13 protein-coding genes and 1 riboswitch are annotated in these 14,344 nt (G+C 55.1%); of the genes, 7 read left to right on the forward strand and 6 right to left on the reverse strand.

Annotated elements, in window-relative coordinates:
• Window positions 1-224 precede the first annotated feature (224 nt).
• The gene (locus ACFSDB_RS00695) at window positions 225-1,193 is read left to right on the forward strand and encodes an aldo/keto reductase (RefSeq protein WP_204891558.1); all 969 of its coding nucleotides are present in this window, start codon (window positions 225-227) and stop codon (window positions 1,191-1,193) included.
• Window positions 1,194-1,287: 94 nt separating this feature from the next.
• Here the strand turns inward: ACFSDB_RS00695 and ACFSDB_RS00700 are convergent, their stop codons facing one another.
• Together ACFSDB_RS00700 and fdhF are read right to left on the reverse strand one after the other, a co-directional pair.
• Window positions 1,288-1,770: a helical membrane plugin domain-containing protein gene (locus tag ACFSDB_RS00700; protein WP_204891557.1), complete on the reverse strand. Its 483-nt coding sequence runs from the start codon at window positions 1,768-1,770 to the stop codon at window positions 1,288-1,290.
• A gap of 6 nt (window positions 1,771-1,776) precedes the next feature.
• Window positions 1,777-4,713 carry a formate dehydrogenase subunit alpha gene (fdhF, locus tag ACFSDB_RS00705; protein ID WP_204891556.1) on the reverse strand — a complete coding sequence of 979 codons (2,937 nt, stop codon included), beginning with the start codon at window positions 4,711-4,713 and terminating at the stop codon, window positions 1,777-1,779.
• Window positions 4,714-5,060: 347 nt separating this feature from the next.
• Here fdhF and fdhD point away from each other — a divergent pair, with 347 nt between their 5' ends.
• The 4 genes from fdhD (at window position 5,061) to ACFSDB_RS00725 (ending at window position 8,838) form a co-directional block, all read left to right on the forward strand.
• A complete protein-coding gene (gene fdhD, locus ACFSDB_RS00710) occupies window positions 5,061-5,867 on the forward strand; it encodes a formate dehydrogenase accessory sulfurtransferase FdhD (protein WP_204891555.1) in 807 nt (268 codons plus the stop codon).
• Between the two features lie 150 nt (window positions 5,868-6,017).
• Window positions 6,018-7,220: a CaiB/BaiF CoA transferase family protein gene (locus tag ACFSDB_RS00715; RefSeq protein WP_204891554.1), complete on the forward strand. Its 1,203-nt coding sequence runs from the start codon at window positions 6,018-6,020 to the stop codon at window positions 7,218-7,220.
• Window positions 7,221-7,235: 15 nt separating this feature from the next.
• Window positions 7,236-8,084, forward strand: coding sequence for an HpcH/HpaI aldolase/citrate lyase family protein (locus ACFSDB_RS00720; protein WP_204891553.1), 849 nt, complete (start codon window positions 7,236-7,238; stop codon window positions 8,082-8,084).
• A 286-nt stretch (window positions 8,085-8,370) separates the two neighbouring features.
• Complete coding sequence (locus ACFSDB_RS00725; protein WP_204891552.1) at window positions 8,371-8,838, forward strand: cupin domain-containing protein; 468 nt, start codon at window positions 8,371-8,373, stop codon at window positions 8,836-8,838.
• Window positions 8,839-9,058: 220 nt separating this feature from the next.
• On the opposite strand, the gene ACFSDB_RS00730 is transcribed toward ACFSDB_RS00725, so the two are convergent.
• Both ACFSDB_RS00730 and ACFSDB_RS00735 read right to left on the reverse strand, forming a co-directional pair.
• Complete coding sequence (locus ACFSDB_RS00730) at window positions 9,059-9,364, reverse strand: monooxygenase (RefSeq protein ID WP_204891551.1); 306 nt, start codon at window positions 9,362-9,364, stop codon at window positions 9,059-9,061.
• A gap of 16 nt (window positions 9,365-9,380) precedes the next feature.
• Window positions 9,381-10,310, reverse strand: a complete 930-nt coding sequence (locus ACFSDB_RS00735) for a DsbA family protein (protein ID WP_204891550.1) — start codon at window positions 10,308-10,310, stop codon at window positions 9,381-9,383.
• 177 nt (window positions 10,311-10,487) lie between these two features.
• On the opposite strand from ACFSDB_RS00735, the gene ACFSDB_RS00740 reads away from it, so the two are divergent.
• Together ACFSDB_RS00740 and ACFSDB_RS00745 are read left to right on the forward strand one after the other, a co-directional pair.
• The gene (locus tag ACFSDB_RS00740) at window positions 10,488-11,048 is read left to right on the forward strand and encodes a TetR/AcrR family transcriptional regulator (protein ID WP_204891549.1); all 561 of its coding nucleotides are present in this window, start codon (window positions 10,488-10,490) and stop codon (window positions 11,046-11,048) included.
• A gap of 31 nt (window positions 11,049-11,079) precedes the next feature.
• Window positions 11,080-11,847 carry a hypothetical protein gene (locus tag ACFSDB_RS00745; protein WP_204891548.1) on the forward strand — a complete coding sequence of 256 codons (768 nt, stop codon included), beginning with the start codon at window positions 11,080-11,082 and terminating at the stop codon, window positions 11,845-11,847.
• Window positions 11,848-12,039: 192 nt separating this feature from the next.
• Here the strand turns inward: ACFSDB_RS00745 and ACFSDB_RS00750 are convergent, their stop codons facing one another.
• Both ACFSDB_RS00750 and ACFSDB_RS00755 read right to left on the reverse strand, forming a co-directional pair.
• Complete coding sequence (locus ACFSDB_RS00750; protein ID WP_204891547.1) at window positions 12,040-13,368, reverse strand: TrkH family potassium uptake protein; 1,329 nt, start codon at window positions 13,366-13,368, stop codon at window positions 12,040-12,042.
• A 115-nt stretch (window positions 13,369-13,483) separates the two neighbouring features.
• A riboswitch (cyclic di-AMP (ydaO/yuaA leader) is annotated at window positions 13,484-13,629 on the reverse strand.
• A 144-nt stretch (window positions 13,630-13,773) separates the two neighbouring features.
• Window positions 13,774-14,283: a DUF6241 domain-containing protein gene (locus ACFSDB_RS00755; protein ID WP_204891546.1), complete on the reverse strand. Its 510-nt coding sequence runs from the start codon at window positions 14,281-14,283 to the stop codon at window positions 13,774-13,776.
• Between the last annotated feature and the right edge of the window lie 61 nt (window positions 14,284-14,344).

A 14,344-nucleotide genomic window follows, 5' to 3' on the forward strand; every position in this document is an offset into this window, starting at 1 on the left:
ATCCGATATAGCTTTTCTTAACTGTATCTACAAACTGAGGCAGCCTTCAAAGGCTGCTTTTTCTATTTTTAAGAAACATAACGGAGATAAAATTACAGTTCAATAAACCGGAATAGTCAGATAATTGTTTGACTGGATAACCGAACTCCGCAATAATGGACGTACATCCTGTTTTGCTGCTGGGCCATGGAAAGGCGATTGGGTACATAAAAGGAGGAAGCGCAATGGATTACCGTACAATTGGGAAAACGGGCATCAAAGTATCGAGCCTTTGCTTCGGGACGATGTCATTCGGGGGCAATGCCGATGCGGAAACGTCGCGGGCGATGTTCAACCGCTGCCGGGAGGCGGGCATCAATTTCTTCGACTGCGCCAATGTCTACAACAAAGGCGAGTCGGAAGAGATCCTGGGCTGGTGCATCGCGGACAGCCGGGATGACCTGGTGCTGACGACAAAGGTGAACGGAAAAATGGGTCCCGGAGTCAACGACCGCGGCCTGTCGCGCCGCCACATCATGCGGGAAGTGGAGAACAGCCTGAAGCGGCTGAACACGGACCGCATCGAATTCTATTTTGTCCACGCCTTCGATCCGGATACGCCGATCGAGGAGACGCTGCGCGCGATGGACGACCTGCAGCGCCAGGGCAAGATCCTCTATCCGGGCGTCAGCAATTGGGCCGCCTGGCAGATCGCGACGTCGCTCGGCATTTCCTACCGTGAGAGCCTCGCGCGTTTCGAGTGTATCCAGCCGATGTACAACCTCGTGAAGCGCCAGGCGGAAGTGGAAATCCTGCCGCTTGCCGTAGCCGAGCAGATGGGCGTCATCACCTACAGCCCGCTTGGCGGCGGCCTGCTGACCGGGAAATATGCAGGCGGACAGAAACCGGCGCAAGGCCGCCTCGTCGAACAGAAAAACTACGAAAAGCGCTACGGCGATAAAACCTATTTCGAAACGGCCGACCGCTTCACACAATACGCCGAGGAGCAAGGCCATCATCCGGCATCGCTTGCTGTCGCCTGGGCGATGGCCCATCCGGCTGTCACGGCGCCGATCATCGGCGCCCGGAACCTGGAGCAGCTGGAGCCGTCACTTGCTGCACTAGACATCGACATGACGCCGGAATGGCGCAATGAAATCTCCGGCCTGTCGACCGCGCCGCCGCCGGCAACGGACCGCACGGAAGAAGTATAGGAGCAAGGCCAGTCAAAAAGTACGCCTGACAATTGCGTCAGACGTGCTTTTTTTGCGGTGTTTCATTCGTGGACTCTGTCGTTTGGGGAGTGTTCTATTTCTGCCCCAGTTCTTTCCCCATGCCTTTCAGGAAATTCAACCCGAAACGGATCGAGCGGTTGACGTCCGGATCGCGCAGCGCTTTCCACAGGCCCAGCGGACCGATTTTCCGGCGGTCTGCCTGTGCGGTTTCCGCTTCGCGGAAGCCGCCTTGGACACCCGCTGCAAGCTTCGCAGTCGTGGCCGGGTCAATCGACGTCAGAGCGACTGCTGCGTTCATCACGTTGTTTATGAGAGTTGTCACCGGTTCGCGCGCCGCCTGGTGCACGGCGATTTCGGTCAAATTCTCGCGGGCTTTGACCACTGCGTTCACGGCATCCAGAATGCCCGCCTTGTCCAGTTCGCCGCTGATTTCGAGTAGCTTGTGGAGCGCCTGCTGCTGCTCGGCTACTTGGGTTTCGAGTTCAAAGAGCCGCTGCAGCTTAAGCTCCTCGGGCGTCAGCTGCTTTTTATGGATTCGTGTAATCGGTGTCGCCAAAGCACATCACCTTTCTTCCGGTTGGTCGGTCAGCGGCACATGGTCCGGCCGCTGCCATTTGCGTTCGACTTCCACACCCCGTGTCGGATGGCGCCGTTTGGTGCGGTGGTTCGTCTTCGGCAGCGGGTCGTGGCCGTCCTTCTGCAGCACTTCCATCCGCACCATCGTCTGCTTAAAGGCCGGCGTGTTGGTCCGTTGGTCGGTCGCGGGGCCGGTCAGGAAGTTGATGGCGCGTTCCTTTTTCACCGAATGCATCGGCAGGAACAATTCGTTGCCCCGGACCCTTGAGGTCACGACCACCGGCACTTTCACGGCGCCGTAAGGGGAAACGAGCCGGACGACCGAACCGTTCCGGAGGTCCCGCGCCTCTGCGAGTTCCGGCGACACTTCGACGAAGTTCTCCGGCACTTTCTCGTGGATGCCGCTCGAGCGGTCCGTCAGGTTGCCTTCGTGGAAATGCTCGAGCATGCGCCCGTTGTTGATGTGCAGGTCGAACTCGTCGGGGAATTTCACCGGCTCGACCCAGTCGGACAGTGCAAAACGCGCTTTCTTATCATCGAAATTAAAGCCGTCGGTATACAGCAGCGGGGTGCTCGACCCGTCAAGGCTGCCCCACAGGAAGCTGTTCCAGCCTTCGAGCGATTCGTAGTCCGCTTGAGCAAACAGCGGCGTCAGGCTGGCCATTTCGGCGAAAATCTCGCCCGGTTGGCTGTAATCCCAATCGGCGCCAAGGCGCTTTGCGATTTCCTGGACGATCCACCAGTCGGGCTTCGCCCCTCCAAGTTCCGGCAGCGCCTGGTAAAGCCGCTGCACGCGGCGCTCCGTATTGGTGAACGTGCCTTCTTTTTCAAGCGACGGCACCGCCGGCAGGATGACATCGGCGTATTGCGCCGTGCGGGAGAAGAAGATGTCCTGCACCACGAAAAAGTCCAGTTTCGACAGGACTTCGTCGACATGGTTCGAATTGGAGTCGACAAGCGCCATGTCTTCGCCGACGACATACATCGCCTTCATGATGCCTTCATCGACCGCCCGCAGCATCGACACGTTGTCGAAGCCCGGCTTGTCTGAGATCTTGACGCCGTAGGCCTGTTCAAACTTCGAACGCGCCGCGTCGTCGGAGACGTGCTGATAGCCCGGCAGCCAGGCAGGGAGGGAGCCCATGTCGCAGGCGCCCTGCACGTTGTTGTGGCCGCGGAGCGGATAGGCACCGGCGCCCGGCCGGCGGTAGTTGCCGGTCGCCAGCAGCAGATTCGAGATGGCGGCGGACGTATCCGAACCGCCGGTGTTCTGGGTCACCCCCATGCCCCATAGGATGCATGTGCCGTCGGCGTCGCGGATGGCTTCAGCAATCGCGATGAGCGTCTCCTGCGAAAGCCCGGTTTGCTGTTGGGCATAGTCAAGCGTATATTTTCCGAGCACTTCTTTGAATTCCCCAAAATGGTGGACATTCTCATCGATAAAGCGCTGGTCGTGCCAGCCCTGGTCGATTAGGTATTTGGTGACGGCCATCAGCCACACTTGGTCTGTGCCCTGCTTCGGCCGGATGAAGATGTCGGCGCGTTCGGCCATCTCGTTTTTCCGCAGATCGGCGACAATCAGCTTTTGGCCGTGCAGCTTATGCGCACGCTTGACGCGCGTTGCGAGGACCGGATGCCCTTCGGCAGGGTTCGCGCCGATGATGATGACGAGCCCGGCGCTTGCGATGTCCTGGATGGTGCCCGCATCGCCGCCCATTCCGACGGTGCGGAACAGGCCGTCTGTCGCCGGCGTCTGGCAATAGCGCGAACAATTGTCGACGTTGTTCGATTCGAACACTTGCCGCGTGAGCTTCTGAATGACGTAATTGTCCTCGTTGGTGATCTTCGAAGACGAGATGATGCCCACGCCATCCTTGCCGTGTTCCCGTCGGATCTCCCCGAGGCGCAGGGCGACCAGGTCGAGCGCATCTTCCCAGGAAGCTTCGACGAATTCGTCGCCGCGGCGGATGAGCGGCGTGGTCAGCCGTTCTTCACTGTTGACGAAATCCCAGCCGAACTTCCCTTTGACGCATGTCGAAATGGCGTTCGCCGGCGCTTCCGAGACCGGCTGGATTTTCAGGATCTTCCGGTCTTTTGTCCATACTTCGAACGAGCAGCCGACGCCGCAGAACGTGCACACCGTCTTGGTCTTTTTCGTGCGGGTCTCGCGCATCGCCGCTTCGGCATCGGATATCGCCAGGATGCCGCTATAGCCCGGTTCGACATCTTTCACCAGGTCGATCATCGGCGTCAGGATGTCGTCTTTCAGGCTGGTCATGAAGCCGGCTTCGCCGAGCATGGAATTCTCCATGAGGGCATTGCACGGACAAACCGTGACGCAGTGGCCGCAGCTGACGCAGGACGAATCGTTGATCTTCGCACCGCCGTCCCACAGCACAATCGGACGGTCCCGCTCCCAGTCCATCGACAAGGTTTCATTAACTTGCAGGTTTTGGCACGCTTCGACGCATTGCCCGCAGGCGATGCACTGGTTCGGGTCGTAACGGTAGAACGGATTGGTGAAATCGACGGCATCCGTCGAACATTTCGGCTCGAACGGATATTTCTGATGTTCGATCTCCATCATGTCCACGGTATTGTGGACCTTGCAGTTGCCGTTGTTATTGTCGCAGACCGTGCAGTACAATAGATGATTCTCGAGGATCCGGTCCATCGCTTCCGTCTGCGCTTCTTTCGCGCGCGGGGAAGCGAGGCGGACGTCCATCCCATCGATGGCTTTCATCGAACAGGTCCGCCCGAGCCGCCCGTCCACTTCCGCGATGCACGTGTCACAGGTTTCAATCGGATCGACTTCCGGCAAATAGCAGATCTGCGGATGCGCAATCCCGTGTGCATTGGCCACCTGGAGAATCGTCTGCCCTTCCTCGAACTCATAAAACGAACCGTTTATCTTGACCGGCATGCCGGCACCTCCTTTTTATTTAATTTTGGGTTGAACTAGAGAATATTCATAAACGATATTCCGCAAAACAGCTGGCTTGCCGCGGGCTCGCGCTGAGCTAACTCGGGCTTGGCGCACGAGTGGATCTCAGCACTTCGCTGTTCCCGCAGGCGTCTGCGCTGTTTTGCTTCATATCTTAAATAGTACTGAAAAACGAGTGACACTATTGGCTTTCAAGGAACTTAAATGGCGTGAGTCCCTTTCACAGCCCATTCCCGTTATGATTGTATTATAATCAATTTAGCAGAGCGCTACAATGAATTTACGGAATAGTCAAACGAATGACAGCGTCATAAAGGAGAAGGGCCATGGAGAACAAACAGCAGACAGCCCGGAAAGTGCTCCGCTACGAAAAGGGAGCGTTCTCGGAACGGGAGGAAAGGGTCGTCACCGAACAGCCCGTCACCATCTACATCAACGGACGCGAATTCATCACGATCGTCTGCACACCGGAATTCATCGAGGACATGGCGGTCGGCTTTCTGGCGTCCGAAGGCATCATCCCGAATCCGAAAAGCATCCGGGACATCCGTGTCGACAGCGAAAAGGGCATCGTCCGCGTCGAAGCGGACAAAGTCTACCCGTTTTTTGAAAACCTGCAGAACAAGCGCTTTATCTCTTCGTGCTGCGGAATGAGCCGGCAAGGCTTCGTGTTCGCCCATGACGCGCTGACCGTCAAAGGGATGGAAGGGGTCCGGACCACGCTTACGCCGGAAGACTGCTTTTCCCTGATGCGGCAGCTGGAAGAGAGCGCGGAGACATTCCGGAAAACCGGCGGGGTCCACAATGCTGCGCTTTGCAGCGCCGACGGCTTTTTCCTGCCGCGCATGGACATCGGCCGGCACAACGCGCTCGACAAAATCTACGGCCATTGCCTCCGAAACGACATTGATGTGTGCGACAAGGTCATCGCCTTCAGCGGCCGCATCTCCTCGGAAATCCTGCTGAAAGTTGCGAAAATCGGCTGCGCCGTCATCCTGTCGAAATCCGCGCCCACGGAACTCGCCCTGGAGCTCGCAGAAGAGCTCGGCATCACTGCGGTCGGCTTTGTGCGGGGCGAATCGTTCAACCTGTATACCCATCCCGAGCGGATTGTGGAACAAAATAAAAAATAACCCCTGCACCCGGCAGCGGAAGTCCGAGAGGATTCCGCTGCCGGGTATATTTGGATTTTGTATCCAAAGTATTTACATTCACCTTCAGAAAATGTATGATGGTAGAAAATTCTGAAAACGTTTTCAGAAGCATTCGGAGGAGCTGTTTGAATGGAAGAAAACCGAAAACTGCCGCTTGAAGGGCTGCGTGTCATCGATGCGTCGACGGTGCTCGCCGGGCCGATGCTTGCGACGTACCTGGGCGACTTCGGGGCGGACGTCATCAAAGTCGAGCATCCGGCGGGCGACCCGCTGCGCAATGCCGGCCGGCACAAGGAAGGCGAATCGCTCGAGTGGAAGCTCGTGTCGCGCAATAAAAAACCGATCACGCTGAACTTCAGCACCCCCAAAGGGCAGGAACTGTTCCATAAGCTCGCCGAAGGGGCGGATGTCGTCATCACCAATTTCCGGCCGCAGACGCTCGAGAAATGGAACATCACCTATGAATCGCTTTCCCGGCTCAATCCCGGGTTGATTCTCGTGAAAGTCTCAGGATTCGGCGAAGACGGGCCGTACAAAGAGCGTCCGGGGTTCGGCACGCTCGCAGAAGCGATGTCCGGGTTCGCGCAGGTCAACGGCTTCCCTGACCGGGGACCGGTGCTGCCGAGCTTCGCGCTCGCCGATTACGCGACGGCGCTCATGGGGGCATACGCCACGATGGTCGCGGTGTACGAACGCGACCATTCGGAAGACGGACGGGGGCAGTACATCGACTTGCCGATCTACGAAGCGCTCATGGGGATGCTCGGCAACCAGGTGATGGAATACGATCAGCTCGGCGTCATTCCGGGGCGGAAAGGCAATCGCACGGGCTGGACGGTGCCGCGCAATCTGTATGAAACGAAAGACCATAAATGGCTCGCCATCTCCGGCACGTCGCAGCCGATTGTCGAGCGGATCTTCAAGGCGATCGGTCGGGAGGACCTGATCGCCGATCCGAAATTCGCGGACAACCAGAAACGGCTGGAACATGCCGATGAGCTCGAAGCGATCATCGCCAAGTGGATGAAAGGCTATACGCAGGAAGAGGTGCTGGAGCGGTTCATCCGCTTTGACGCGACGATTGCGCCGGTCTACACGGTCGAAGACATCGTGGAAGATCCGCATTTCAACTACCGGGGCAATATCGCCGAAGTGCCGGATGCGCATTTTGGCAGCGTCAAGATGCTCAACGCAGCACCGAAACTTTCCCGAACGCCGGGGGAGATCCGCCATGCAGGCCTAGAGCTCGGCTCGTCCAACCGGGAAGTGTACGGCGGTCTTGGGCTCAGCGACAGCGAAATCGAGGCGTTGAAAAAGGACGGCATTATTTAAAGGGAGGGCCAAACGATGATTTACCGAAGCTTGATGTTCACACCAGGCACAAAGAAGGAGCGGCTGCTGAAATCCGTCAGCAGCGAAGCGGACGCATTGCTGTGGGATTTGGAGGACGCGGTCCATATGGACGACAAGGAAGGCGCGCGGGAAACCATCCGGCAGGCGCTCGATGAACTGGGCGACGGGCCCGCCAAGCCGATCTTCCTGCGTGTCAACCAGTACGGCACGCCGTGGTATGCGGACGACGTGAAGCTGGCGCGGCATGAAAACGTCACGGGCATCATGCTGCCTAAAGCCGAAAGTGCGGCGCAGGTCGCTGAAACTTGGGAAGGCATGGGCGCATCGGGCGAGCTGATCGTGCTCGTCGAGACGGCGCTTGGCATCATCCGCTTGGAAGACATCTTCAGCGGCCCGAACGTCACCGGCGTCGCATTCGGCGCCATCGATTACGCGGTCGACGCCGACCTGACGCTGACCGAAGCCGGGCTTGAAGCGCTTTACGCGCGGTCCCGCATCGTCACGTACGCAAAGGCAGCCGGTATCCCTGGGATTTACGACACCGTGTTCCCCGATGTCCATAACGGCGAAAGCCTGCGAACGCGTGCCGCGTCGGCGCGTGCACTCGGCTTCAACGGCCAGATGGCGATCCATCCGAAGCAGCTGCCCATCATGCACGAGGTCTACAGCCCGTCGCGCGACGAAATCGACTGGGCGGTGAAAGTGCTCGATTACGCGGAGAACGAAGCGAAAGGTGCCGGCGTCTTCATGTTCGATGGCAAGATGGTCGACCGGCCGATCATCGAAAAAGCGAAGCAGATCTACAGCGCCGGCGAGCGCTACCAGCTCATCATCGGCGGCTGATATCTATAATTCTTGGCTAGAATATCTCGATTTATTAGTTATTTTAATATTCAGAAAACACTTTGTTTTTTTACGGAAAAGGACTATAATATAACCGAGAGAATGTGTTGAAGCATAAAGAGGTGGTTTACAATCAAAACAAATGACATTATGAAAGGTTGCTCAATCTATAGCCAACCAATTGAAGTTGAAATATTGGATATGGTATAGATGCCATTTGTGAAAATCCGACAGGCACTCCTCTGTTAATGAATGTTCCATTATAAATGTGAACGGAGGGAAAGCAATGGTCAGCAAACCTATTGCCAAACAACCCACAGCCGAGAATACATTTTTGTTCAGTGGAGCAGAATTTTCTTATCTTATTAACGGCGAAGATACAGATGGAAAATATGCAGTCGTCATTGTAGAAAAACTGAAAGGGTTGGAGCCACCGCCTCATACGCACACGAATGAAGATGAAGATTTCTTTCTTCTCGAAGGCGAAGTAACATATATGATAGGCGGTGAAGTCATTCATGCAACTCCAGGCACGTACGTTCACGCACCTAAGGGAGTTCAGCATACGTTTTCTGTGAAAACCGACAAAGCAAAAGTACTGACATATCTCCATCCCGCTGGGTTAGAGAAATTTTTCAAAGAATGGAGTGTACCGATACCTGAAAACCGCACTGCAATTCAGCCGCCTAGTTCCGATGAAATGCAACAGCTTTTATCAGCTGCTGGAAAGTATGGTATCAAGTTTCACATATAAAGATGGCAAAAGATAGAAACAAAAGGCATTGGAATATAATCCGATGCCTTTTTCTTTATTGTTAAAAGGATGCACTTTAAACAGCATCTTCTCTTCTCGTATTTCGAGGGATGTTTTCTTTCTGAGCTGCACTGAAAGCAGTTCGCCCACTAAAAGATCGAAAAACAAATCCTTTGTCGACGTTTTTAATAGAATTCATTAGTTTATAATAAAGTTTCTCTTATTTCACTGGTCCTTTATTGATCTCCGTCAGCGCAGGATTCACCGCGAAAATCTTGGCGTTGACGCCTTTGATGCCGAATCCGGCCAACCGTTCCGTATGCATTTTCACATAGTTTTCAGCGGTTTCTTTGGTTTCGAAAAGGTAGATGCCGCCGGCTTCCTTAGTCTCGGGGCTTTCCGTCCAGATCTTCCAGATGAAGCCTTCTTCGTCATTGATGCTTTTCGCCAGATCCGAAAATCCCGCGGCCATCTCATCTCCGAACGGTCCGTCCATTTTAAAATCCACTTGTGCGATATACGCCATGTTTTTCTCCTCCTGATTATTCCTTCGTTGTGTAATACGCTTCGCCGAGGATTTCCTTCTCCTCGTAACTGCCTGGTGAAAGCTCTTTATCAATAAAAGCGGCAATGCCTGTTTGGTTTACATCATACATGACTTCAATTTCTTTGGAAAATAGCAGTTCTTCCTTTTGGAGCAAATGCGCAAGCGGCGGCTGCGGGGCTGCTTGCAGCTGTTCCTGTCCTAAAACTTGTTTCAACCCGTCCACATAAGCTTCAAGCGGACGGCCGCCGGTGATTTTCACGCCCTGGTTCTCTTCATTGACCATGATGATGGTCGGGAAGCCTCTGGCGCCCAAGCTTCTCGCGAGTGCGAAATCCGCATTCAGCGCCTGCTGCCCGGCCGGACTTTCCGCTTTCCGGACGATGGCTTCGCCGTCGAGTTTCATCTGATTGATAATATCGGCCAAAACCGGGAGCTCTGAAATGTTCCGGTTGAATGCGAAAAGCGCTTCTCGGGCACGGCGCAGGAATTCCGCGGCTTTTTCTGCGCCATGCGTTTCCTGGATCACTTTAAAGGCGCAGGACGGCGGATACGACGACTGCACCGGGTTGTCGACCATGAGCGAGCCATCAATCGGCATTCTGGAATGTTCGCCGACCTCCCTCCAGTGGGGCGCCACATCGGCCGGCTTGTAGATGCCGTTCGCCGGGTCGATGGGTCCGTCATGCCATTTCTCCAGCAAGCCGCCCATCACTGTCTGGACGTTAAGAAAGGTGCCGTACTGTTCCATAAAACGGCGGAGCACCGGTTCGATCGCCCAGCAATGGGAACAGATCGGGTCGGTTACATAATACAGCGTGGCTGTTTTCTGCGGCCGGCTAAAATCGATCAGGCCGGTTTCTTCTTCCTCGGCCACTCCGCAAATTCCGGTTTCGAGATCACACATCATTCCGTTATTGTCCTTCATTCCTTTTTCCTCCTCGTTTCAGCTTGCCGCTTTGCAAGCCGGCAGCGCATTCTGGACTGGCAGGGTTGCTTTACAATCAAATCGTAAGCGATAATGAAAACAAACAACACCAATAATTCCAGCGATGTGTCGCTTATCCAACACATTGGCGATATTGTTTGAAAAGGAGTGGAGAAAATGGTGCAATCCAAGACGGATCCACGCGTCGTCCGCACCCGGAAGCTGATCATGGATTCATTCATCACGCTATCGGAAAGGAAAGAATTCAAGGATATCACGGTAAAGGACATCACAGCGGAGGCCATGATCAACCGGGCCACTTTCTATTACCATTTCGAGGACATTTACGATCTGCTCGAAAAGGCCTTGAGCGAAGTGCTGCTGGTGAATCTGGATGTGGAAACCTATCAGGACAGGGAAGTGGATGAAGAAACGATCGTCAAGATCTTCGAAGCGGTGACGAATTTCCAGAAGTCGCTGTCGCACCATTGCCACAGCGGCTATGAAGACACCATCGCCCGCATCATCCGCGAGCAGCTTGAAGTCCTTTTCCATCAGCTGCTCAGAAAACGAAATGGTGCGGAAAAAGAGGACGCGCTCAAAATGGCTGCGGTCATGCTGAGCTGGGGGATCTACGGAGCGTCTGTCGAATGGAGACGGAACAGCAACGTGCCGCCGGAGGCGTTCATCAAAGCGGCCATTCCTTTTATCCGGCATGGAATTGATGGCGTAGAATAGCCGCCGCATTTGGGGCAGGGAGAGGTGGACGATGACAGAACAAATCGGGAGGGTCGCTGCCCGCAAGCTTTTAGCCACATTCTTTTCGGTGTTCATCATGTCCATGGCCTGGAGCTCCTGGAGCATTGCTGTGTCCGATGACGTGGTTAATGAGACGGGCACAGAATTTTTCGGCATGACGTTTGTATTCTTTCTCTACATCGGAGGGTTTGTACTGTTCTACGGGAATCTTGTGTCACTTGCCATCGAGGCCTTGCAGCGGAAGTGGTTCGAAGGGGCGGACTGGGCGTATGTCCTGATCCTCGGAGGATTTGGTGCGGCCATCGGTCTGCTGTTTCCGATTCTCCCCTTCGTTTTCATCGGCGTTCTGACAGCCGTCCTTTATGGCATGATCGACAAATGGCTGCTGAAAAGGCAGGGGCAGGACAAAGCGAATAAAGCATTCTGCATTGTGCCGTTCCTCGTCTTTTTGCTGTTGTGGGGCTATTTCCAGAACGCTTCTGCAGCACTGCCGCCCTATACGGCAGCGGAAGCTGTTGAATTCGCGACCGGTGGGGAAGGTACTCCAATCGACCGGTTCCCTAAAGAAGCAGGGACGTGGGAAGGACAGATTGAAGGCTACCATGTCCGGAGAACAACCGCTGCCGAAAAAGTGGATGATGGCGTTTACGAGGTGACCTTTAAAGAGGACTGGAAAACAGGAGCGGCGGCTGGTTCCTGGATGATGTCCTATCTGGTGGACCGGGAAAGTTCAACGTTCCACCGGGAAGAAGGCCATATGCCGCCTTATGACAAGTAAGACACTGCAAATGTGATCCGTTATAGAAGCATCCCTGAAGAAGGGCAGAAAAAGGCATTTCCGTGCTAACCGGCGGAATGTCTTTTTCTGTCTGGATATTAAAGGCGCGGACCGCAGATTTTTATGAAAATGCCCCTGCTCCGAAAAGGGCAGAGGCATCAAGTAATACAGGCAGACCGTATAGCCGCTTCTTCAACCCGTAAACACCTGGTCGTACGGATAGCGGTAATGCTCTTTCTTAGGTTTCACGAGCAGGAAGAACAAGGTGAGCGGGCCGATCCGGCCGATGAACATGAGAACGCTCACCAGCAGCTCGCCAATGCTGCTCAATTCGCCGGTGATGCCCATCGACAGGCCGACCGTCCCGAACGCAGACACGACTTCAAACGCGAGCGGCAGGAACGGGATATCTTCGGTGACGGCCAGCAAAAATAGGAACAGCCAGACGGTCAACACGCTGATCGCGGTAATCGCCAGGGACCGCAGGATGATCTCGATGCGGAGGGTGCGGCCGAAAATTTCCGGTTCGCGCTCGGACCGCAGGAACGAAATCGTCGCCAGCACGACCACGATAAACGTCGTCAGCTTGATGCCGGAAGCGGTGGACGCACTGCCGGCGCCGATAAACATCAGAATCATCGTCAGCAACAGCGTCGGGTCTTCCATCGCGCCATAGTCGACGACGTTGAATCCGGCGGTCCGGGGCGTCACGCCGGTGAAATAGGATACAAAGAGCTTATCGAACAGCGGCAGCTTGCCGATCGTTTCGGAATTGTCATACTCCAGCACCAACACCAGCACAGTCGCCAGAAAGTTGACGAGCACCGTCCCAGTGATCATCAATTTCGTATGGAGGGACCAGTGGCGGAAGCCCTTTTTTTGAAAGACGTCGACCACGACCGTGAAGCCGATGCCTCCGACGATGAACAGGGTTGACAGCAGCAGAAGGACAAACGGATCGCTTTGCTGGCCGACGAGATTGTCCGGAAACAGCGAGAACCCGGCGTTGTTGAATGCGGAAATGACATGGAAGATGCTGAGGTGCAGGGCATCCGCAAGCCCGTACTCCGGAATCCAGTACAACGTCAGGGCAACAATCCCGATGCCTTCGGCGGTGAACGCGAAGATCAGGATGTACTTGACCAGCCGGATGATGCCGCCGAACGAGTACTGGGAATACGCTTCCTTCAAATAAAGCCGGTTTTGGAGGCCGATTTTTTTCCGGAACATCATCAGGACGGCCATGGCGAACGCCATGAGCCCGATGCCCCCGAACTGGATCAGCACGAGCAGGACGCCTTCCCCGAAGCCGGTCAAAACCGACCCGGGGTCGAAAACGCTCAATCCCGTCACCGTCGTCGCCGACGTGGCGACGAAGATGGCGTCGGTCCAGGAAATCGGCACGGTCGTGGCGGCGGGCAATTTCAGCAACAGCGTCCCCACAAAGATCAGGAGCAGAAAGCTGCCCGAGATCAGGAGCGGAGGTGAAATCTTGATTTTCTTTTTGGTGAGCTTTCTCATGATATGAGTGTCCTTCTTTCACAGAAATTTTCGCCTTGGCCGCTGCCGCCGGAATGGAAGAATTAAAAAAGACCATTCCAAATAGAACGGTCTTAGGGGTTCCCTATGGCCTTCCTCTTTACAGTTTCAACGCTTGCGGAGTTAGCTGTCGGATTAGGGACCAAGAGTATCCCTTCTTACACAAATAAGATTCACCCCGAGATAGCTGCAGCTATCGGAAATGGTTCCCCCGCTCGTAAAACGATTCAGCGATTTTAAAGGTTGTTGAATTTGTTTGGTGATAAGCTAAAAAATACGCCTGTTCCCTGAGCTTGTCAACTTCTTTTTAGAGCCGCGGGAAAAGGAGGGAGCACGCTCAGCTGATACGCGTAGCAAAAGGAAAAAGCCCTGCGCGGCAGAGCTCCTTCACTGTGAAAAATGGGCTTGGATATAAGCGGCTTCTTCCTCCTGGGTCATCAGCCGGGTGGCCTTGCCGATCGTGCCGCCGTGGAGGTGCCAAATCTTGTTGTGGACATCGACGGCATTCACGAAGTCGCCGTCCCGCCATTCCTCAAGCGTCCGGCGGTAATACGCCCGGTCCTTGAAGTCGCTCGCTTCGACGACCTCAAGCAGGCGGTCGATGTTTTCCTGGCTGATCGGCCGCGCTTCGCCCCATTTGTCCTCGGCATAGACCTTGCTGTGCGTCATTTCATGGAGGAAGAACTGCAGCTTGGCTTCGTTCATCGTGCCGGACGGCTCCTCGATGGTGCCGACGCCGTCGAACACCGCCGGCTGGATTCGGCTCTTCGCCTCGCCGGCTGCTGCAGGGCGCTCCTCCTCTTCCGACGCCCCATTCTGGATGAACAGGAAACCGGTGATCCCGATCAAAGTGAGGATCGCGATGCTGATCAAAGCGGTGGCCGCTGTCTGTTTCATAGATTCACTCCTTAAGTCGGTTTTCCAAAGAACTCCTTCCATTCTACCAGTTATGGAATTT

This window comes from Planococcus chinensis, from assembly GCF_042681545.1.
Classification (GTDB): Bacteria; Bacillota; Bacilli; order Bacillales_A; family Planococcaceae; genus Planococcus; species Planococcus chinensis.

What these genes read in the sequence shown, in the direction of transcription:
- ACFSDB_RS00695 (WP_204891558.1), top strand. Translation starts at nt 225, where the DNA reads ATGGATTACCGTACAATTGGGAAAACGGGCATCAAAGTATCGAGCCTT.
- fdhF (WP_204891556.1), bottom strand. Translation starts at nt 4,713, where the DNA reads ATGCCGGTCAAGATAAACGGTTCGTTTTATGAGTTCGAGGAAGGGCAG.
- fdhD (WP_204891555.1), top strand. Translation starts at nt 5,061, where the DNA reads ATGGAGAACAAACAGCAGACAGCCCGGAAAGTGCTCCGCTACGAAAAG.
- ACFSDB_RS00715 (WP_204891554.1), top strand. Translation starts at nt 6,018, where the DNA reads ATGGAAGAAAACCGAAAACTGCCGCTTGAAGGGCTGCGTGTCATCGAT.
- ACFSDB_RS00720 (WP_204891553.1), top strand. Translation starts at nt 7,236, where the DNA reads ATGATTTACCGAAGCTTGATGTTCACACCAGGCACAAAGAAGGAGCGG.
- ACFSDB_RS00725 (WP_204891552.1), top strand. Translation starts at nt 8,371, where the DNA reads ATGGTCAGCAAACCTATTGCCAAACAACCCACAGCCGAGAATACATTT.
- ACFSDB_RS00730 (WP_204891551.1), bottom strand. Translation starts at nt 9,364, where the DNA reads ATGGCGTATATCGCACAAGTGGATTTTAAAATGGACGGACCGTTCGGA.
- ACFSDB_RS00735 (WP_204891550.1), bottom strand. Translation starts at nt 10,310, where the DNA reads ATGAAGGACAATAACGGAATGATGTGTGATCTCGAAACCGGAATTTGC.
- ACFSDB_RS00740 (WP_204891549.1), top strand. Translation starts at nt 10,488, where the DNA reads ATGGTGCAATCCAAGACGGATCCACGCGTCGTCCGCACCCGGAAGCTG.
- ACFSDB_RS00745 (WP_204891548.1), top strand. Translation starts at nt 11,080, where the DNA reads ATGACAGAACAAATCGGGAGGGTCGCTGCCCGCAAGCTTTTAGCCACA.
- ACFSDB_RS00750 (WP_204891547.1), bottom strand. Translation starts at nt 13,368, where the DNA reads ATGAGAAAGCTCACCAAAAAGAAAATCAAGATTTCACCTCCGCTCCTG.
- ACFSDB_RS00755 (WP_204891546.1), bottom strand. Translation starts at nt 14,283, where the DNA reads ATGAAACAGACAGCGGCCACCGCTTTGATCAGCATCGCGATCCTCACT.